Genomic DNA, 19,817 nt, shown 5'->3' on the forward strand with positions numbered 1-19,817 from the left:
GGACGGCTTTCGCCACCGCCTGCCGCAGGTCGCGGAGAACGTTGGTTGCCTGAAGAGCCGATCTTGCGGCGGTACCGCCGCAATTGCCGGGTGAGGAAGCGCAGGGCAGAGCTGGACACGTCGACGCCCACCGGGCAGACAAGCACGTGAAGTCTCTGGTTGAGACGGTTCTCCTGGTCGAAAACCCCTCTATCAGGGGCTTCACCACGTTGTCAGCCCAACTGCCCCAGGTCAGAGGCAGGAGCGATGCCTGCCCCACCGTTCCCGTCCGCGACGGCAAGAACCCTGCCGGCCCGATCGTGGCCGTCGGAGCGGACGCCTGGACAGCCTTCGCCGGCCCTCCGGGGGGCGTCGAACCTGGTCACGGGGCATCGAACCTGGTCACGGTCAGCGCCTTGTCCCACCGGGCGGCGGCCAGGTCGTCGTGGCGGATCATGAATTTCGTGTAGTACTCCTCGTAGACGCCCCCTTCGCTGGCGAGCGGTATCCAGTCGCTCGCCAGCCGGAGCGCGTCCTCGTCCAGAGAGGAAAACCACTCTCCCCCAGCGAGGGTCTTCGCCGTGATGCTGCTGACCGTCGCATCGTCATCGGCGTACCCGCCGATGACGTAGTAGGCGCCGGACGACCAGAGGCCGTAGGCCAGAGACCGAAGTTCGTCCAGGTGCGGCAGTTCACGCTCCATGTACCGGGCCAACCGCTGCTGGAAGGGTGACATGTCGTCCCACTCGAGATCCTCCCAGAACTCGTGCCAGCCCTCCTCGTCCTCGTCGCCCTCCTCGAGCCAAAGGGGGAGAGCGGCTCTGAGCCCGTCGGCGCAGACGTCGATCCGCTCGTCGACACACGCGGAGTCGGGGGGTTCCGCGACCGCCGTTTCGGTGCCGTCCGGCACATACACGACTCGTGCGTACTGTCCCGGATCGGCCCGCGGTCCCTCGCAGTCCATCTCTTTGTCGACGAAGAAGAGCAGCGTCCCGTTTGCCGGCAGGTCGAAGCCGTCGACCCTCGGCAGCGCCCCGCAATCGACGGAGAGGAGCAACGGCAACGGAATGTCCCCGGCGGACGGCCACTCCATGCCCACCGGCAGCCGGGGCACCCCACCGATGTGCCCGACCGGAGGACCATCGCCACGCGCGGACAATCCGATCGACAAACGAAGGTGTTGGCTGAACCTGTTGATCTCGTCGTCCGGGATGCCCGACTCCAGCGCTGCCCGACGAAACTCTCCCTGATGATCCATACCCGAGAAGATAGGCCCTTTTCGACGCGGCTGTGCCGGCAGGGTGTTGGCGGGGATGGGTCGTCCATGGTGGATGCGAGTGGTCGATCACCGTGGACCATCCCGGCGATCCGCCTCCAGGAAGCCGCGCGGCTCCCGGGCGAGGTCGCATTCCCTCTCCGGGAGCATGGTCAGCCCTGTCTTCCAAGTGCCACTCGTCGCCATCGCCGTTCGGATGGACGACAACTGGAGGTCGTTCGCTGACTTCGCGATCGAGCAAATTCTGATCGCGCCTGAATCCGCTACCTACAAGTCCGGGAACGACACCTATGCTTTCACGGCGCCAGTGCAGATCCGAGACAGTGACGGAAACGTTGTCAGTACTTACCGGCCTTTGGTCTCCGTTGCCAACGAGTCACGCAACATCATCACTGCCTACCCCCGGCGCGGGTAGGCGCTGGAGGGCTTATGGACGACACATACCTGTTCACCGAACTCGTGCACCGTCTCAACCTGGATGACGGCTCAGCCGACGAGGCCACCCACCGGAGAGGTGTTCTGCTTCGCCGGTGGCAGGGCCGTGATCTGAACCCGCCGTACATGCTGCATGTGGACCCGCCGACGCTGGGAGAGCACCTGCGGTCCATGGAGGGCATCAGTGAACTATTCCCCGGCGCTGCTCCTGAGATTGGTGCGCTGCGGCTGTTTCTCGTCCACATCGAGGAGGCCGTCGAGACCGCTCCGCAGGGCCATCAGCACTTGGTGATCGGTCCGGCCGGGGTGTACGCGCAGCCAGATGCTCCCCCGCGGACCGATCGCGGCGTTTAACGCAGGGCTGGCATCTTCCGTTCTGCGTTACGGCGGTGTCTCGCGCTGGCCGCGGAGCCGGGCATGAAGGTGGTGCGAACGAGTTGATGCACACGACCACGCTTTCAGGACACCTGCAGGCCGATGCTCCCTGAGGTGACAGAAGCGGTGGTGTGAACGACCGCAAGTTATGTCCGGAGCGGTGCCCATGCCGGGGCCCTTGGGTTGGCACGCTCGGGAACCCCTTAACGTGTGGTGTTTGGGGCGGACATGGCCGGTGGGCTATGTTCGCCCCCGTGCGGTGTCAGGGCACTACCAGGGCGCTGGTGGGCGGACACAGGGCCGCCCCAGGCCGGGCCCACAGGGTCACGCTCAGGCAAAGTGCTCCGCGAGGTGGGCCTCCACCTGTACTGAACCTTGCACTGGGGAGCACGCCAGGAGCACACAGCACCCGAAAACACGACGAGGACCCCTCGCGGAGTCCTCGAACACCCCGTATGACCTGGGGTTTTGTGGCGCACCCGGCAGGATTCGAACCTGCGGCCATCGGATTAGAAGTTCGATGGTTACTTAACGTGGCGCGTCGCTACGTAACGTTTCCTGTCATCTCATCCGATCCGACACGCCGTCTGAGGCCGTGTGATGCCGTCTGATGTCGTGTTAGTACGGAACTGCGGAGCATAAACGGAGCACGAGCCGGCGGTAGGCGGCGTCCGATGGCACCTTGCGATGTCCATATGGGCTGGGAGCTACCTCGTGTCACAACGCGAAGAGGCGGCCACGCATCCGCAGGGGACGGCGCTCATGTCGTCCACGCCGCTGTCCTCCACCTACAACCAGGGCGGACGGCATCACCTCCTCCATGCTCTCTTCGAACGGATCGGCCTGTCCCTGACCGAGGAGATCCGATCTCGAGCCCCGGGCGGAGCCACCCTGGAGACCATCGCCTTCACTAACCAGCCCGAGACCGGCACGGGATCGGGCCCCGACGCACGGATCTCCGCTGACTTCACCTATCTGTTCGGGGTCAAGACCATCCGCGGCACGGTCGACGTGGAACAGCTGCGCGCTCATCTGAAGGCTCTAGGGAAGGGGTAGGGCAACTATTTCTCCTTCTCGCCCCCGATGCGACACGGCTGCCGAGCGTCGTCTGTCTGCCGGACCAGTGGGTGGTGTGGCTCCGGTGCCGCGCGACTCCGGGACGGTGAGCGGCAACCTGCACCGGCCCCGCCGCTACCATCGCGGCTTGCAACGGGTGTTCTACACCTCCGCGCTGATCAGCATCCGCTGCTGTCCGGCCTCGCGTGTGTTCTACGACCGCAAGCGCGCCGAGGGCAAACGGCACGTCCAGGCGTTACTGGCGTTGGCGCGCCGCCGAGTCAACGTGTTGTGGGCGCTCATTCGTAACGGACAGTGCTATCAACCTTCACCTCCAGTCACACTCGCGGCTTGACAACTCCATTAGGAGGTGATCGAAGCTCACGAGCTGTGCCTAGCTAATACAGTCAAGTCGTAAGCTCGTTCGACCGTAGGAGTCGGGATGTCGGGACACGCCAGCACTGCACTCACCGACCGCGCCGGCACGTCAATCGTGGACTTCATCGTCTCCCACGATCTGGGCTGGATCTTTCGGGAGCAGACGGTCGTGGACCAAGGCGTCGACGGCCAGGTCGAGGTCGCTGTCGATGGCCATGGGACGGGGCGCTTGATCGCAGTACAGATCAAGTCCGGCCACTCGCATTTTCGGCGTGTCAAGGACGGCTGGGCCTTCTACTACTCCGCCCGCGAACGGAAGTTGTGGCTCGGCCACGCCCTGCCGGTGATGGTCGTCATGGTCGATCTGGACAGTCGAACAGCCTATTGGCAGCGCATCAGCCCCTCGACGGAGCGACAGACCAAGAAGGGTTACGCGGTGACGCTCCCCGTGGGCCAGACTCTGGACACGGCTGCGGAAGCCTGGGAGCTGGCCGCGAGCGGCTTAGAACAACGTGCCGCTGAGCGGTACGAGGCAAATCTCGAAGTGCTCCCACCTCCGGTACGCCGATTGATCGAGACCGAGGGCGCAGGCAGTGCGCAAGGCCAACTCGTTGCACTGCACCTTGCCGAAGGCCGTGCAAACCCGGCTGGTACCGCCCAAGCGCTCATGACCGCGCGACCGACGTGGATGCGCACCCAGAGTTCCTGGCCCTGGCGCGCACTGGCCTCTTACTGCGCCAACCACGACGCCATGCGCGAAGCCGCCGACGCACTGGAGATCGCGGCGGAATCCGGTGGTGAGACGACTGGAGGACGTCTGGCTGCTGCTGCCCTTTACTGCTCTGTCCAGGACCGGACCAGAGCAGGCGAGCTGGTGAAAGCGGCTCGGGAACGCGGTGGCGCAGACGTGCTTGTAGCAATCGTCGAGGCTAGGCTTGAACACCCGGACGGTGATGCCTCTCCGCTGCGCATCGATGCAGTCCTTGCCGCCGGAGGCACGGGCATCAGCACGAATGCAACTGCGCAGACCTTCCTCGCCGAACAAGCGCTCCGAGCCCGCGACCCGGTCAGGGCACTCCGCCACGCTGAGCGCGCGTTGGCACTCGAACCAGACGTGACCGAAGTCATGGCGCTTATAGCGCAAATCTACGTACAACGTTCCGTGACCAACGATGCCCAAGTCGACGACACGACGCAGGCAGGGGAATTGTTGAGCACCGCTGTCGAGCAGCGTCGCCAGTGGGAGGGACCCACACTTGATCTGCTGGTCAGCCTTGCACGAGTGCTCACGATTCGTGGCGAACACAGCACTACACTGCGGTGGCTGCTTCCGCCGCCGCACGGAACAGCTAGCCCTGGGGAAGCCAACGATCCGGTCCTGTTGCGGTACGCGCTGACAGCCGCGCACTTCCACGGCTCCTCCGAGCTTGTCGATTCGGTGATGGCTCAGATGACGGGCAGCACCAAAGACCAGGTTGCAAAGGCGCAGCTTGGTCTCCTTGAGCTGACCGAACTGGAGACGAAGAAGCTGTGGACTGAAGAGCTCGCCCGAGCCGAGGCCGATCAAGACTGGGAAGCGGTCGCCCAGTCGGTGCATCGCCTTGCCACGTTGGGCGTCGATGTCACTGATCGTCTCGATCCACTTATGCGCGATGGCATCCTCCCAACAGGCACTCAGCGGTTGCCGAAGGCGATCCTTGTCCTTCAGCAACGTCCCGAGGAAGGGCAGGCTCTGCTGCGTTCCCTGGCTTCTGAGGATGTCAGCGCCGCAGAGCACTTGGTCGAGACACTGGTATCCATGGGCCATGTTGATGATGCCGCTGAGGCCTGCGCTGCGGCCTTCGAGCGGTTCCGAAGTTCCCAGTTCCTGACACGACGTGCCCTGCTCATTTTTGATAACGACGCGGCCGAACGAGCCGAAAGCGTCCTACGTGAGGCCTTGAGGATTGAGGAGGCGCCCTCTGAGCGACTCATGCTCGCCACCCGCTTGGCGAAGCTCGCGATCGATGCTCAACAGTGGTCAGAAGCAGAGTCAACCCTGTCGACTGCACTCACATACCAGAATCCTTCTCCGGATCTATTGGTGTGGAACCTCGTCGAGGTTCAGATCTTCGGAGCTGCTGGGGACCGTGCCGCAGCGACCATCTCCCGCCATCGACCCCAGTGCCGTTCCGAGGCCGAGGCGCGCCTATGGGCGACTGCGATGATCAACGTCGCATGGGATGACGCCATCGCCTCAGAGGCAATCGCTCTGGCCTCTCGATTCTCCGACACCCCTGACCTGGCAACGGGCCTGCTGACGCATCTCGTAACAGCGACCCGCACCGTTACCGACGAGGGCACGGCCAAGACGGATAGCTCCCACAACGAGAGCAGCATCCTGGAAACAGCCCCTACCGATGACCGGCCCATGGTGCCCACTGAACTGCACCGACGTGCCTTCGAGGTACTCCAAGAGCTGATCGAGACCCACGGCGCGGCTACCGGTGCACAGGTCATCCAGAGCTCCTCGCCCGAAGAAGCGATGGAAAAGCTCACAGAGCTGGCTCGAAGCTCCGCACCACCGGATCTCACCGGTCTGCTGGACAAGATCGCTCGCGGTCACTTGCCCGCAGGCGTGGTGGCACTCGCAGCCCACACCACCTATACCGCAGTGCTGGTGCGGCGAGCTGCGGGACAGCTCGTCGCCGTCGCCGTCAACGACGACGAACACCAGGGCGAGATCGATGCCGCAGTCAAGGCGAGAAGAGGTCCAGTAGTCGTAGACCTCTCAACTCTGCTCGTGCTCTCCCAACTCTCAGATACAGACATCCTCACCGGTCAGGTTTCCACCATGCTTCTGCCTCGCATGGCCAAGCAAGATGTGCTGCGAGCATCAGTCGAGGCGCAGACTCTGGGAGCAAGTTCGGGCAGACTGGGATGGGACGGCCGTTCCGAGCGGCCAGTCTTCTACGAACAAACCGGTGAGGAATATCGCCTTGTGCGCGAGCGCACCGAGGCGATGGAAGCTATGGTCCGGCGTACGTTGACCAAGGACGTAGCTCCGTCGACGTTGTTCGGGGACGTGTCGGACATGATTCGGAATGCGCCGTGGACGGCCGCGATCGAGTTGGCGGCGCAGGAGTGCGTGCCTCTATGGTGCGATGACCTTGCTGTGCGTCGACTTGCTCGGAGCGTCGGCGTTGCAGCCTTCTCCACTTTGGCTCTGGCCGAGGTGCTACGTGACGCACGACTTCAGTCAGCACCAGGAACCGATGAAATCGACGAGGCGGTCCAATTCGCAGCGCGTGTCACTGGTGAACTACTTGCCGAGTACGTGGTCGATACCCCGGTTACCTTCGAGCAACTCACCGTGCAGGCATCAGCAGACGACTGGGTTCCTGCAGCGGCCGCCTTGGCGATCTCTCGACCCGCTTGGTGGGGCTGGCAGACTGACCCGATCAGCCAGCTTCTGCGCCTTTACGCGGCCGTCAGCGAATCCGACGCGACACAACTTCCTGAATGGCAGTATGCCGCGATGTTGGGTGCCGCGCGGTGGAAGTCGACACCTGAGGAAACGAGCCAATTTCTGGCGACTCTCGCACTTCTCGGTTGGGAACACAACCTCACTCGCGAACCGGTATTCGAAGACTTCGTCAAAGGCTGTCGCAACGCTCGCCGCGTCGCTAGCGATTTCGATGGTGTCGGCGATCCGATCCTGGCACTGCCTGTGGCCCGTACGTTGCTGAATAAGGCCGGAGTTACCAGATCTGAAGAGATCGTGCGTGCGCTCATCGCTGAGCTCGGTTCTCTCTCATCCGACACCTGAGTACTTCCTGTCGGGTTTGGTGGAGGCTGTGGTGTGTGCTGGGATCGCCTCCCGTTACTCGGGTGAGCGGCGAGTACAGCGACTCCATGGCCGGCTCGTCATGGAAGTTATGACTGGCTGGTCATGGCCTCCTGGGAGCGGCCTGGCCACAGTGGGCGCATGGATGGATTCGAAGAAGGAACCCCCGCTCTGACGCGGCTCGGCTCGGGCGGGTGCACCGATGGTGGCTGACCTGCTGACTCGACGGCTGAACGCCGACCACTGGGGCTTCAAAGCTGCCCGGCTGAGTGAGGCCGTGGAACTCGGAATCTCGGTGCCGCCCGCGTTGTGCCTTCGGGCCGAGGACCTGTCGCGAGCGACGGCCGAGGCGGTGAACGCGACCAACACCTGGCTCCGCCTGTACCGCCCCCGCCGCGTGGTGCTCCGGACCAGCGCACACGAGGACCTCGAGGAAAGCGCACAGGCGGGCCGCACCCTCTCCCTGCTGAACTGCCCGCCCGACGCCTCGGCGCTGTTGCGCACCATCGACCAGGATCTCCTCACCGCTGAGAACCTCGGCGGTAGTGACGGGGCCTGCGTCATGGTGCAGGAACAGATCGAGGCGCCCCTCTATGGTGTGGCCTTCTATGAGGACGGTCACCTGACGGTGGAGGCGGCCCGGCACACCGACGGCATCACTGCCGGCCGTCCGCCTCAAGCACGCGCTCGGGTGGAGGGGAACCGCTTCCACATCACGACCCAGGAGTTGCCCATCCCGGGGATGCTGCTGACCCGTCGTCTGCTCCGCACGTGTCGCCTCCTGCACGAGCACTTCGGCTTCGGAGTCGACGTGGAGTGGGCGTGGACCGGCGCTGGGGTCGTCGTGCTCCAGGTCCGCCCGATCACCAGGAGCCTCCTGGAGCGCGCCGCATGAGCGCGATGAGCAAGCTCGACACCATGACAACCCTGCGGAACCACGGGCTGCTGCGCATGCCCGTCCAGGTCTACCGCAGCCCGGGGCGGGTGACGGCCCGGATGATCCGTAGCGGTGTAGGCACCGGCGAGGCACTCGTTGTCCGGACCGCATCCGAGACCGAGGAGCGGAACCTGCCACGTCTGGTCGGTGTGGACGCTGAAGCCGCGGCGGCGTGGATCAACGAACTGCCACCGTCATTGTCCGCGTTGGTTCAGCCCTACGACCAGGTGCTGTTCTCCGTCGAGCTGGCCGTCTACGACGGCTTGGAGATAGCCGAGATCATCCCCGGTATCTGGGAGCTGGACAACCAGCTCACCCCGGCCATGGTCGGTGTCCAAGGTGATCGAGTCGACCTCACGGCCCTCGACACCGGAACCGCTCAGGCGGCGAGGTTCCACGACCTCCTCCGTGGCCTCTACGAGAGCTCCGCCCAGGTGGACGACTGGCAGGTCGCCATGGTCGTGGAGTGGGTCCGCGGCCGTCGCCGCGACCTGGCCGCTCTGCTCCGGGGCCTCGGTCATTCCTTCGGGCTCAAGCTGCACTACTCCACCCGCTTCGGGCTCTCCCCGCAGAACCTCCGCAGCACAGTGCCCCACCGCGAGAGCTGGACGGGGAACGAGAACACACCCAGCCCTGCGGTCGCGGTCCTGAACTCGACGAACGGACCGATTCCCAGTGGTCCGCTGCTGCTCGACGTGTCTCTCGCACGTGAGCAGCACGCCCAGCTCACCCGCTTCCTCAGCCGCTTGCGGGAGGCGGGGACCAGCGAGGTCTACCTGCGTTCCGGGCTGCTCTCCCACCTGGCCATCAACCTCCGCGAGGCCGGAATCTCCGTGAGGAGCGCCCATGGGTGAGTTCTGGGTGGTCGAAGGCATCGACGGAGCGGGCAAGAGTCACCTCCTGTCCCGCCTCACCGACAGCACCCGCGAAGCGGTCGTTCTCCGCAAGGACACCCTCCCCACGTCAGGCGACCCCCGGGCGGACGAACGCCTGTCAGCGATGCACCGCCTCACCTGGGGCTACGACCACGCCGAGCCCGTGTGGCACTACCCGGCCCGCTATTGGCTGTACACCCTCGCCGCCTGGTACGAGCTGTTCCACCACGTCCACGTGGCACCCGCGCTCTCCTGCGGCCATTCCGTGGTGGTCGACGGCTGGTATTTCAAGCACCAGGCCCGGATGACGCTTTCCGGCGACGAGCGGCTGGAGGACCTGGCCGCGCGGGTGTTCTCGGCCCTTCCCCAACCGGACCACATCGCCAAGCTGTCCACCCCCACGTACCTGGCCGCGGCCCGCCGCCACGGAAACTCCAAGCCCTCCGAACACGGAGCCTTCGTCACCAGTGAGGCGACCACGTCCGCGCGGAGCTTCACTGACTACCAGACCCGCACCGACCTCGCCCTGGGCCCGCTCCTCACCGCCCACCCCGCTCCCGTCCACACCATGGACAGCGGATCCGGTGCCGAGCACCTGCTGTCCCTTCTCCACAAGAAGGCCGCGCCATGACCACCACCGCGCCCGCGGCCGTTCCCACCGGTCACACGATGGGGAAGAGACTGGCCGACTACGTGCTCCCCAAGGTCCCGGTCGACCTGCTCACTGCCACCAACGGCAGAGCCTGGGTCTACCCCAACCGCTCCCTGTCCTTCCTCCTCGGCGGGGACAAACGCGAGGGGAAACGGTTCAACTGGCGCCGCCCCTACTTCACCGTCGCCGACCGGGTCCTGCACTGCGTGGTTCCACCGGGCCTCGACTACGCCCACCACTACACCCAGCTCATCCGCGCGGCCTGCGCACTCACCGGGCTCCCCGCCGACGTCACCACGGAACCCCCGGCGCCGGGACAGGGCCTGGAGTTCATGAACTACTGGCTCCCCGCACACCTGCCCGCCAGCGACCGGGTGATCCTCGGCTACGTCGAACCCCTCCTCCGCGACCGCACCACCGCCTGGGCCCACCGGCCCGGGTTCGGCTGGCGCACCGCCCGCGTCGGCAACGCCACCGTCCTCCTCCTGGGCTGCGAGTTCAGCTTCTGGGGCGACCTCGCCGGAGACCTGGTCACCGCCCTGGCCGCACGCGGGCACACCGGGGGAGTGGTCTACGTCGGCAAACTCGGCGGGCTCCAGCCGGACATGGCCCCCAACACCCTCGTCGTCACCGGCACCACCACCCGCATCGAGGGCCGCCATCTCACCTGGAACAGCGCCTTGGACCTCGCCCAGGCGCCCGCCACCCTCCGCTCCGGCGTACGGCATGCCACCGTTCCCAGCGTGCTGGACGAAACCCGCACCTGGTTCGAGGCCCACAGGGCGGACTTCGACGTCGTGGACCCCGAGATCGGCCACATGGCCCGCGCCGCCACCACCGCCGGCGTCACCTTCGACTACCTGCACATCGTCACCGACAACCTGTGCGGCACCTACGAACACGGCCTCTACGGCGAGCGCGCCGCACCCGTGGCCACCGGGCGCCGCCGCTGCCTGCACGACATCGAGACCATCCTGCACCGGAGCCTGCCATGACCATCACCGCACCCGTCACCGTCCTCGGCCTGGACTGGAGCGCACCGGACACACCGCGTCTGCGCACCACCGACCCCGCCGCCCCTGGCGGCAGCCAGCTCCTCCCCCTCTTGTGCGAGCACACTTTCCGCGTGAATGGCGACGAGCGCTACTGCGTCGGCTGGTTTGACCTCACCGGCTCCGAGGGCAGGCACGTGCGGTGCCGCACCGGCGAAACCGTCACCAGGGGACGACAGTGCCGACGCTGCCAGTACAAGGAAGGCTTCGTCGCAGCCCACCAGGCCCACCACAACCCGCACGCTCTGCCGGACAACATCCGCGACTACCTCCAGCAGCCGCACTGGCTCTACCTCGACGTCTTCGCCAACGGGATGACCAAGGTCGGCACCGCCGCCGAATCCCGCCGACGCAGCCGCCTGGCCGAACAGGGCCCCGTCGCCGCCGTCTACATCGCGCGCACCTGCGACGGCATCGCCGTCCGAACCCTGGAGTCCGCCGTCTCCCGACACCTCGGCCTGCCCCAACAGGTACCGACCCGCCGCAAGGTCCTCGGCCTCCAGAACCGGGTGGACACCGCCGTGCTCACGACCCGGCTCACCGAACTCGCCGCCGAGGCCACCGCCTACCTGGCCACGATCACCGCGGACCAGCCGGGCACCGAGGTGTTCCCCGATCCGGAACCGTGGGCCCGCCCCGCGTGCGCCACGACCGTCTTCGATGCCGCCCCGGTCCTGGCCCACCCCGCAGACCTCACCGAGGGCACCCACCACCTGCGCGTCACCGGAGCCAGCGGACCCGTCGCCCTGTTCACCACCGAACCAGGACCCGACGCCGCCCGCTACTGCGCCGATCTCACCGCGCTCATCAGCCGCCGACTCGTCCCCGCCACCCCCGAGGACGCGCCCACCAGCGCCCCGACCCTGTTCTGAACCCGGCCCTGCCCGCGAAAAGGAGATCCGTGGACGACACCCTGCGCGAGATCTGCACCTTCTGCTGCGAAGTCGAAGGAGGCGACGACTCCAACCTCTTCTACGACCTGGGCCTGGCACGCGCCCGCTCCGACTACGTGGTCCACGAGACCGACCACTTCGCCGTCATGCCCTGCATCGGCGCCCTGACCGACTGGTACCTGCTCATCGTCTCCAAGCGCCACACCCTGTCCGTGGGCTGGCTCGACGACGCCGAACGCGCCGACCTGCGCACCCTCATCCCGCAGGTCACCGACCTCGTCCGCAGGCGCAGCGGCCTGGACAGCCTCGTCTTCGAACACGGCAGCCTCGACTTCCGCGACAAGGGAGGCGCCTGCTACGACCACACCCACATCCACGTCGTGGCCACCGACCGCGACCCCCAGGCCTTCCTCAGCCAGATCCCCGCACCCGTCACCATGCGCCCCTGCCCGGACTGGATCGGTGCCGCCCGCCACCTGGTAGAGGACCGACAGCGCTCCTACCTTGCCTTGGGCACACCCGGACAGGACTGGATCGGCACCGCCACCGGAGCGCCCTCACAGTTCTTCCGCCGCTGCCTGGCCTCCTGGATGGGAGCTGAGGAAGGCGAATGGGACTGGCTCACCTTCCCCCAGACCGACCGGGTGCAACGCATGAGCAGCCTCCTTGCCGCGGGCTGACACCCAATCTCCGCTCACGAAGGCGGAACCGGTGCCCCGGCGTAGGCTGGGGCGCGTGGTTCACACCGAGGACTTCGTGCGGCGCGCGACCCGCGCCGTCCACACCGCCGCCGACTCCATGGGCCTCACCCCATCCCAGGAACCCGAGCTGATCCGGGCGGGGGAGCGGGCCGTCTTCCGCCTCGACGGCGGCAGGGTGATCGCCCGCGTCGAGCGCTCCGCCGGCCGGACCCCGGAGGCCGCCCGCGAGGTGCGCGCCGCACGCTGGCTCGCCGACCAGGGGATGCCGGTGAGCCGCCCCCTCCCGGGTGAGCAGCCCGTCCCGGCCGAGGGTACCGTCGTCACCCTCTGGGAAGGGGTGGACGGAGAGTGGACCGTCCCCCGAGAACTGGCCGTGCTCCTGGGCTTCCTGCACCAGCTCGCCCCGCCGTCCGATCTGGAACTGCCCGACCTAGACCCCTTCGACCGGATCCGCGAGCGCATCGACACCGCGCCCCGGCTCACCGGTCCCCAGTGCGACCAACTGCACCGGGTCCACCGCGATCTGGCCCAGCGCCTTCCCACGGTGCGCCCGGTCCTGGGACGACACGTCATCCACGGCGACGCCAACATCGGCAACGTGCTGGCCACCGACCACGGGGTCGTGCTCTTCGACCTGGACGGCATCTGCTGGGGCCCGCCCGAATGGGACCTGGTCCTGACCGCCCTGTACCGGGACCTGGGCTGGCACACCGACGCCGAGTACGCCGACTTCTGCGACGCCTACGGCTTCGACGTCACCGCATGGGACGGTTACCCGCTCCACAAGGCGGTCCGCGAGCTGCGCATGACCACCTGGCTCGCGCAGAAGGGCGGCGAGAGTCCCGAGATCGACGCCGAGATCGACCGGCGCGTCGTCGACCTGGGTGATCCCGGGCGCCCCCGGTCCTGGCACCCCTACTGACCGGCGGCCACCACGGCGTGCGCCTGTCGCAGGAACCGCGCCGCCCCGGGCTGGTCCCGGTGGGGGAGTACCTGCTTCGCGAAGTCATCCAGGTACCCGGCGCACCGCGCCGACGAGGTCGCCTGGACCAGGGGGACCGCCTGCTCACCGATGTGGCTGGCCTCCTCCACCTCACCCTGGCCGAGGACGGCCGTAGCCAACACCAGGCGGGTGAACACCCGGCTGCGCGCGTATTCGTCACCGATGGAGGCGGCCAGGCTCTGCTCTGCCAGGCGGCGGGCGACGTGTGCGTGTCCGAGGTCCCGGTGGCAGTGCGCGACCTCGTCGGAGTACTCCGAGTGGTCGAAGTACCTGATCCACACGGGGTCCGTGTCGGGTTCGCGGCTTCCGAACGCCCGCTCGGCCTCGCCCATCGCCCGGAAGCAGTCGCTCCTGTTCTTGCGGGCGGCGTGGGCACGGGCCTCCATCATCAGGAACTGGGAGCGCATCGTCGCCGTCGCGCGAGTTCCAGCTCCGGTGAGGGCAGCGCGCGCCAGGTCGCGGGCCTCGGCGTGCGCGCCCAGGTAGTTGGCCTGGTGGCTCATCGCGGACAACACGCTCGCCCCCAGCAGCCGGTCCTCGGCGTGCGCGGCCAGGTCCAGGGCCTGGACGAAGTACCGGCGGGCGGCGCCGTTGCGCTGGGCGTCGTAGGACATCCAGGCGATGGAGAGGACGAACTCGGCCGCCACCGTGAACAACGACCGCCGTACCGCTTCCGCGTGCGACTGCCGGAGGAGGGGGACGACGGTGTCGTTGAGGTAGTGCACCGCCGTGGTCCTGGCGTTCTCGCCACCGAACCGGTTGTCCAGGGCGCCGAACGCTGCGGTCGCGGCCCGGACCGCCGCCACAGGGCCCTCGTCAACCGCAGCGCTTTCCTGGGTGGAGGCGTCTCGCACGAGCCACGAGAGCACCGCAGCACTCATGGCCGAGGCTGTCGGTCCCTCCTCCATCCCCGGTACGTCCTGGGCGTCCGCATGCGCCAGTTGTTCGAGAAGAGAGGCCGTCCGGTCCGGGGACTCGTTCAGGCCCAGACCGAGTCCGGGCGGAACCGACACCATCTCAGGGGCGGGGATCCGGAAGCCCTGGGTGATGCCCTCGACGACGCGTCGAACGGTCGCTGGCCGGCGTAGCTCACGCTGGCCGCTCAGGACCCGGGACACCATGGTCTGGGACAGGTCGCACATCCGCGCGATCGCGTCCTGCGCGAGCGTGGTGTGCCTCAAGAGCAGTCGGACCAGGGCGTTGGCGTCCTGCTCGGACACGGCACGCTGCACAGGGGGAAGGCGCCAGAACCGCGCGGGAACGCACGAACAGTCGTCGGTCGCTCGGTTTCGGCCACAGTTACCGCAGAACACGGGTGCTTTCCACTCGGCTTCTCGGGGGCGGGCGGAGAAGTCCGAAGCCTACGGGTGCCACCGCCTGACAGACCATGACCGGCCTGTCATCACCACCATGCCCGCACCGTCATGGGGATGTCAGCGATTTCTCCGGACAGTGGCCCCATGACTTCCACAACGCGACTCGAATTTCCCGACACCCGGCGGGCACGAAGCGGGGAGGAACCGGGCTCCGCACCCATAACCGGGTCTTCGGACAACTCCGGGTCCACGTGCCGGCACCTCACCGGTTCGTCCCCGGCCCAGCCCGAAGCACAGGAAGGCACGGTCGGCGCATCCCGTTTCAGGACCCGCGCCAGGTACGGGTCGAGCGAGTTCGGTGCGGTGTTGCCCCAACCGCGGGCCGATGACCAGGTGGGGCACGGGTATACGGCATTCCAGGTGGTGCGGCTGGCGGTGTGGGCGGCCCGGGAGTGCCACTGGGTGAACGGCATGGCGATGACCGACCGGGCCGAGACCGCGTGGGAGGCCATCACCGAGCACCTGCGCCTGGCGGACCGGCGTCCGGAGGAGACGGAGCTGGTCGCCATCGGATGGAAGGCGATGAAGGCCCAGCACTACCAGGATCTCAAGACCCACGGCCTGGGCGGCAAGGACAAGGCGTTGGTGTCGCGGGCGTTCGTGCGCTACTGGACCAGTGCCTCGTCCCCGGCCCACTCCCACGAGGACCTCGTCGTGGACCGCCTCGCCCTGGCACAGATCTGGATCGCGCTCACCCCCGCCCATCGCCTGGTGCTCTCCGCCTTGGCCGAGCACCAGGACCGTCGCCGGGCCGAACAGGCGGTGAACATGGACTCCGAGGCGTTCACCCGGGCGCTGCGCCGGGCCAGGCGGGCGTTCTTCGCCCTGTGGCACGAGGGCGAGACGCCTTCGCGGATGTGGGGGTACGACCGGCCCGGGGCGCGGCACCAGAACGTGATGTACCTGGTGCGCTTGCGCAAGCAGCGGGTCCTGAAGCGCAAGGTTGCGGGCACTGTCTCCCGCAGGGGACACCGGCCGCCCAAGGACCTGGGGGTGTCCGACAGGGAGCTGCTGGCCCGCTTCGAGTCCGGGGGGACCTACGCGGCTCTGGCGCGGGAGTTCGGGGTCAGCGGAGAGCTCATCAGGGAGAGGGTGAACAAAGCCCGATCCGAACAAGAGGGCCAAGCTGAGGATTAGAGGTCGGGGCTTGCATTTTCGAGCGCGTTCGTGTTCTCTTCTGGGCGCTGCCTGAAAGTCACGCGAACGATGCTCTTCCAGGATTTCTAAGCCCTGCTTCCCGATGCTTTTCCATCACCTGCTCAAGGTGGTGATTCATCCCTGGGTCGGGTCAGGTGAGAGTTGTGTGAGTAGCGGTGATTCAGTACTCCAACGACCCCTCCACCGATCCCTCCAACGTCCCCTCCAGCTCTGTGGACCCCTCTGAATCAGGCGTTTCTGCAGGTCGGTGGTAGTTCTTGGGATGTGCATCATGTCCAGACTCTTGCCCTGTGGGTAGTCAACTTCGCGTAGGGGGCGGCGGGTGCAGGTCCGCCTGTCGGCCGATCCGCACTGCATGTTGTCTTTTCATCCTGTCTCGCGCGGTTGCTCTTACCCAGTCTTGGCTTCTGTTGAGTACTCCCTGAAGAGGTGTATGGAAGGTAGTGTCCAGTGTTTCTTGGTTGGATGGAACTGTCTTGTGAATGGCAGTTCTGGGAATGCATGGGTGCACCGGTCGCCATATTCAACGAAAGAGGCAAAGTGTGCATATGTGGCAAGGGTCCGTGGGGGAGAGGAGTCAGTAGGTCTGTTGCCGTCCCCACGTGGCCGGCACGGCGAGATCGAGCATGGATGCCTGGCTCTCGCGCGAAGCGGAGGTGTCTCGATGTTGTTGACCGCAAGCGTGGACGTGAAGAGGGCTGGGCCACACAGGGGCCCTGCACCACGCACTTCACGCTGGAAACTTGCCAGGTGGTGCCCTTGAGGGGCTGAGGCGACCGCTGCACTGCTACACGGTGCGTCGAGGTCCCCGGTTCGGTTCCGGTGAAGTATCCGGTACTTGGGAGCACACCAGGAGCACGGCAGAGCCTTCAGTTCCAGGTGAGGGTGCGGTTTCATCCGTTCTGGCCTGGGGTTTCCTCATGCCTGGAGTCGGTCGACCATCGGATCAAAGGTCCCCTGGGCCTGAACCCTATATGTGTAGCCGTTGAGCTGAACGGTCCGCCTTCAGGTGGTGTGACCCTGGTGGTGAGGCACCATTTGATGGGACATAGAGAGCTTTTCATCAGGCCGGGTTTCGAGACATCTCTGTGCGTCCGGTGCTCAGTCGAGCGACCACAACCGTGCGGTGCCATCGGTGCCACCGGTGGCGAACAGGCTGCCGTCGGGGCTGAACGCCACCGAGGTCACGTTTCCTTCGTGTCCTTCGAAGGTAGTGATGAGCGCGCCGGTGTCAATGTTCCAGAGCCGTGGGGCGTAGCCGTCGCCTACAGCGGCGAGGGTGGTGCTGTCCGGGCTGAACGCCACCGACTCCATCATGGTGTCCACTTCAGTGAAGGTGGTGGTGGCCTCGCCAGTCTCGATGTCCCACAGCTGTACAGTGCCGTCGATAGGATGACTACTGCCGCCGACGGCGAGAGTGGTGCCGTTTGGGCTGAACGCCACCGAATTCACTCCTCCATCCTGTTTTTCGAGTGTGGTGGTGTGTTCTCCGCTGTTGGTGTCCCACAGCCGTACGGTGTGGTCGTCGCTGCCGGTGGCGAGCAGGTTGCCGTCGGGGCTGAACGCCACCGAGGTCACGTTTCCTTCGTGTCCTTCGAGTGTGGTGGTGTGTTCGCCGGTATTGGTGTTCCAGAGTCGCGCGGTCCCGCCGCTGCCGGTGGCGAGCAGGTTGCCGTCGGGGCTGAACGCCACCGAGGTCACGTTTCCTTCGTGTTCTTCGAGTGTGGTGGTGTGTTCTCCGCTGTTGGTGTCCCACAGCCGTACAGTGTTGTCGTCGCCGCCGGTGGCGAGCAGGTTGCCGTCGGGGCTGAACGCCACCGAGGTCACGTTTCCTTCGTGTCCTTCGAGTGTGGTGATGTGTTCGCCGGTATTAGTGTCCCAGAGTCGCGCGGTCTCATCGGTGCTGCCGGTGGCGAGCAGGCTGCCGTCGGGGCTGAACGCCACCGACCACACGAAGTCTTCGTGTCCATTAAGGGTCGTGCTGGGCTCGGTCGGATCGGGCTCGGTCGTCGGGCTGGCGTTGTCTGTCACGCTGAACTCTGCTGTCGGATCGGGTTCTTCGGTGTCACGCAGGAAGAGGACACCGATGACCGCTGCGACTACTACCACGAGGATCCCCATCCTCTGCAGCCGTGATAGTCCCCCAGGGTTCGGGCCGTGGGGTTCATTGACTGTGGAATCGGGGCGCAGAAAATCCGTCGTCTTTTCAGGGGACGGCCGTGTTCGGATCACCTTTGTGCGGCGCGGGAGACCTTGAAGTTCGGTCTCGACGCTGTCGGGAGAAGGGACACCGGGCGGGCGGGGACTTGATGTCCCCAGAATGCCGGTGTCCGGTAGTGCGGACGGGGAATCACCGGTCGGTTCTGTCCAAGAGGGGCCAGTGGCGTGGGGCGGAGGCCAGGACCCGTCGAGGTCGAGCCCCTTGAAACCGACGAGGATGTGATCGGGGTTGGGCCGCTGATCGGGGTGATGGTTCCAGCACGCGATGACCAGGTCCCGCACATTGACGTCGACGTCGCCGGGATCGGGCGGGGGGCTGATGAGGCGGTGTACGGTTTCGGCCATGGTGGCCCCTGAGAAGGGGTTGGTGCCGGTGGCGGCGTAGGCCAGTACCGTGCCGAGAGAGAACATGTCTGAGGCTGGGCCGACGCGGGAGCCGTTGGTCTGTTCGGGTGACATGTAGGGCAGGGTTCCGAAGACGGCGCCGTGGGTGGTCATGCTGTCGGCGTCCAGGGGGCGGGCGATGCCGAAGTCGATGATGCGGGGTCCGTCGTCGGCGAGGATGATGTTGGCGGGTTTGAGGTCTCGGTGGACGAGGTCACAGGTGTGGATGGCGTCGAGGCCTTCGGCAAGCCCGACCGCCAGGACGTGTAGTGCGGGTTGGGTGATGGGTCCGTGGTCGCGGACGGCCCGTTCCAGGGTGGGGCCGGGGATGTGGGCGGTGGCGATCCAGGGCGCTTCGGCGTGGGGGTCGGCGTCCACGACCTGGGCGGTGTGGAACCCGCCGACGCGGCGTGCGGCGTCGGCTTCGCGGGCGAACCTGGTTCGGAAGCCCTCTTCCTGGGCGAGCTCGGGATGGATGACCTTGACGACGAGCGTGCGGCCGGAGGGTGTGCGGGCGAGGTAGACCTGTCCCATGCCGCCTGCGCCCAGGCGTGCGGTGAGGCGGTATCTGCCGATGTGGGATGGGTCGGTGGGGTGAAGGGGTTCCACGAGGGGCTCTCTGCCGGGGGAAGGGACTGGTGGTGCGCCTGGTGTGTCAGGTAAGGAGATTGTGGTCCCGTAGTCCGGGGAGGGGGGTACTGATCTGGTTCGCCCGGTCTTGTCTCACGCCATCTGATTGTGGCGTGTGAACCCCTGCGGGGTAAGGGGTTTCGACGAAAACGGCTTTATACGGCCGGTGGGGCAGTGGAGCGCGCCAGCCCCTAGGGGCCCTGCGCAGCGGTGCCGGACCGGCTGTGGGGCGCTGGTGGACGGACGCGGGGCGCCGTCGCCACGGTCACGGGACGGCAAAGTGTTCCGCGAGGTCGACCCCCACCTGCACTCACCCTGCACCGGGGAGCACACCAGGAGCACACAGCACCCCCAAACACGACGAGGACCCCTCGCGGAGTCCTCGAACACCCCGTATGACCTGGGGTTTTGTGGCGCACCCGGCAGGATTCGAACCTGCGGCCATCGGATTAGAAGTCCGGTGCTCTATCCACTGAGCTACGGGTGCTCGATTCAATTGTCGCCCGCCAGGGCAGGTCGAGACCACGTTGTGACCCGTGGTTCCGGTGGGATGCAGCGCGCCGGGGCGGGGGCGGGGACGGCCGGTGGACCTACGGTCGGGCTGGGCCCGT

The 19,817-nt window shown here is 66.4% G+C and carries 15 protein-coding genes, 1 tRNA gene and 2 pseudogenes; 13 read left to right on the forward strand and 5 right to left on the reverse strand.

The window, feature by feature from the left end:
• Positions 1-53: 53 nt before the first annotated feature.
• Positions 54-146, reverse strand: a pseudogene (locus tag ACQPYD_RS06370) (IS5/IS1182 family transposase); the annotation flags it as partial.
• On the opposite strand from ACQPYD_RS06370, the gene ACQPYD_RS06375 reads away from it, so the two are divergent.
• A complete protein-coding gene (locus tag ACQPYD_RS06375; protein WP_433700185.1) occupies positions 147-449 on the forward strand; it encodes a DUF397 domain-containing protein in 303 nt (100 codons plus the stop codon).
• On the opposite strand, the gene ACQPYD_RS06380 is transcribed toward ACQPYD_RS06375, so the two are convergent.
• Positions 362-1,237: a DUF1963 domain-containing protein gene (locus ACQPYD_RS06380; protein WP_433700186.1), complete on the reverse strand. Its 876-nt coding sequence runs from the start codon at positions 1,235-1,237 to the stop codon at positions 362-364. The genes ACQPYD_RS06375 and ACQPYD_RS06380 overlap by 88 nt on opposite strands.
• 447 nt (positions 1,238-1,684) lie before the next feature.
• Between ACQPYD_RS06380 and ACQPYD_RS06385 the strand changes: the two genes are divergently transcribed.
• The 11 genes and pseudogenes from ACQPYD_RS06385 (at position 1,685) to ACQPYD_RS06435 (ending at position 13,357) form a co-directional block, all read left to right on the forward strand.
• On the forward strand, positions 1,685-2,044 hold the full coding sequence (locus ACQPYD_RS06385; protein WP_267948549.1) for a hypothetical protein: 360 nt from the start codon (positions 1,685-1,687) through the stop codon (positions 2,042-2,044).
• A gap of 735 nt (positions 2,045-2,779) precedes the next feature.
• Positions 2,780-3,121, forward strand: coding sequence for a hypothetical protein (locus ACQPYD_RS06390; RefSeq protein WP_433700187.1), 342 nt, complete (start codon positions 2,780-2,782; stop codon positions 3,119-3,121).
• A 73-nt stretch (positions 3,122-3,194) separates the two neighbouring features.
• Positions 3,195-3,476 (forward strand): annotated as a pseudogene (locus ACQPYD_RS06395) (transposase); the annotation flags it as partial.
• Positions 3,477-3,563: 87 nt separating this feature from the next.
• On the forward strand, positions 3,564-7,307 hold the full coding sequence (locus tag ACQPYD_RS06400; protein WP_433700188.1) for a DUF4365 domain-containing protein: 3,744 nt from the start codon (positions 3,564-3,566) through the stop codon (positions 7,305-7,307).
• 295 nt (positions 7,308-7,602) lie between these two features.
• A complete protein-coding gene (locus tag ACQPYD_RS06405) occupies positions 7,603-8,220 on the forward strand; it encodes a pyruvate phosphate dikinase (RefSeq protein ID WP_433700189.1) in 618 nt (205 codons plus the stop codon).
• Positions 8,217-9,116, forward strand: a complete 900-nt coding sequence (locus ACQPYD_RS06410; protein WP_433700190.1) for a hypothetical protein — start codon at positions 8,217-8,219, stop codon at positions 9,114-9,116. The genes ACQPYD_RS06405 and ACQPYD_RS06410 overlap by 4 nt, the downstream gene beginning before the upstream one ends.
• A complete protein-coding gene (locus tag ACQPYD_RS06415; RefSeq protein ID WP_433700191.1) occupies positions 9,109-9,768 on the forward strand; it encodes a thymidylate kinase in 660 nt (219 codons plus the stop codon). Before ACQPYD_RS06410 ends, ACQPYD_RS06415 begins: the two co-directional genes overlap by 8 nt.
• Positions 9,765-10,784 carry a hypothetical protein gene (locus tag ACQPYD_RS06420; RefSeq protein WP_433700192.1) on the forward strand — a complete coding sequence of 340 codons (1,020 nt, stop codon included), beginning with the start codon at positions 9,765-9,767 and terminating at the stop codon, positions 10,782-10,784. Before ACQPYD_RS06415 ends, ACQPYD_RS06420 begins: the two co-directional genes overlap by 4 nt.
• Entirely contained in the window at positions 10,781-11,713 is a 933-nt protein-coding gene (locus ACQPYD_RS06425; protein WP_433700193.1) for a DUF2797 domain-containing protein, read from the forward strand. Before ACQPYD_RS06420 ends, ACQPYD_RS06425 begins: the two co-directional genes overlap by 4 nt.
• 29 nt (positions 11,714-11,742) lie before the next feature.
• Entirely contained in the window at positions 11,743-12,414 is a 672-nt protein-coding gene (locus ACQPYD_RS06430; protein ID WP_330160898.1) for an HIT family protein, read from the forward strand.
• A 55-nt stretch (positions 12,415-12,469) separates the two neighbouring features.
• A complete protein-coding gene (locus tag ACQPYD_RS06435) occupies positions 12,470-13,357 on the forward strand; it encodes a phosphotransferase enzyme family protein (RefSeq protein ID WP_433700194.1) in 888 nt (295 codons plus the stop codon).
• Here ACQPYD_RS06435 and ACQPYD_RS06440 read toward each other — a convergent pair.
• On the reverse strand, positions 13,351-14,670 hold the full coding sequence (locus tag ACQPYD_RS06440; protein WP_433700195.1) for a hypothetical protein: 1,320 nt from the start codon (positions 14,668-14,670) through the stop codon (positions 13,351-13,353). The two genes, ACQPYD_RS06435 and ACQPYD_RS06440, sit on opposite strands and share 7 nt — an antisense overlap.
• Before the next feature lie 504 nt (positions 14,671-15,174).
• Here ACQPYD_RS06440 and ACQPYD_RS06445 point away from each other — a divergent pair.
• Complete coding sequence (locus tag ACQPYD_RS06445; RefSeq protein ID WP_433700196.1) at positions 15,175-15,951, forward strand: hypothetical protein; 777 nt, start codon at positions 15,175-15,177, stop codon at positions 15,949-15,951.
• 1,122 nt (positions 15,952-17,073) lie between these two features.
• Here ACQPYD_RS06445 and ACQPYD_RS06450 read toward each other — a convergent pair.
• Positions 17,074-19,185: a WD40 repeat domain-containing serine/threonine protein kinase gene (locus ACQPYD_RS06450; protein ID WP_433700197.1), complete on the reverse strand. Its 2,112-nt coding sequence runs from the start codon at positions 19,183-19,185 to the stop codon at positions 17,074-17,076.
• Between the two features lie 432 nt (positions 19,186-19,617).
• Positions 19,618-19,693, reverse strand: a tRNA-Arg gene (locus ACQPYD_RS06455).
• Between the last annotated feature and the right edge of the window lie 124 nt (positions 19,694-19,817).

Source organism: Nocardiopsis sp. CA-288880 (genome assembly GCF_050955985.1).
GTDB classification, from domain to species: domain Bacteria; phylum Actinomycetota; class Actinomycetes; order Streptosporangiales; family Streptosporangiaceae; genus Nocardiopsis; species Nocardiopsis tropica.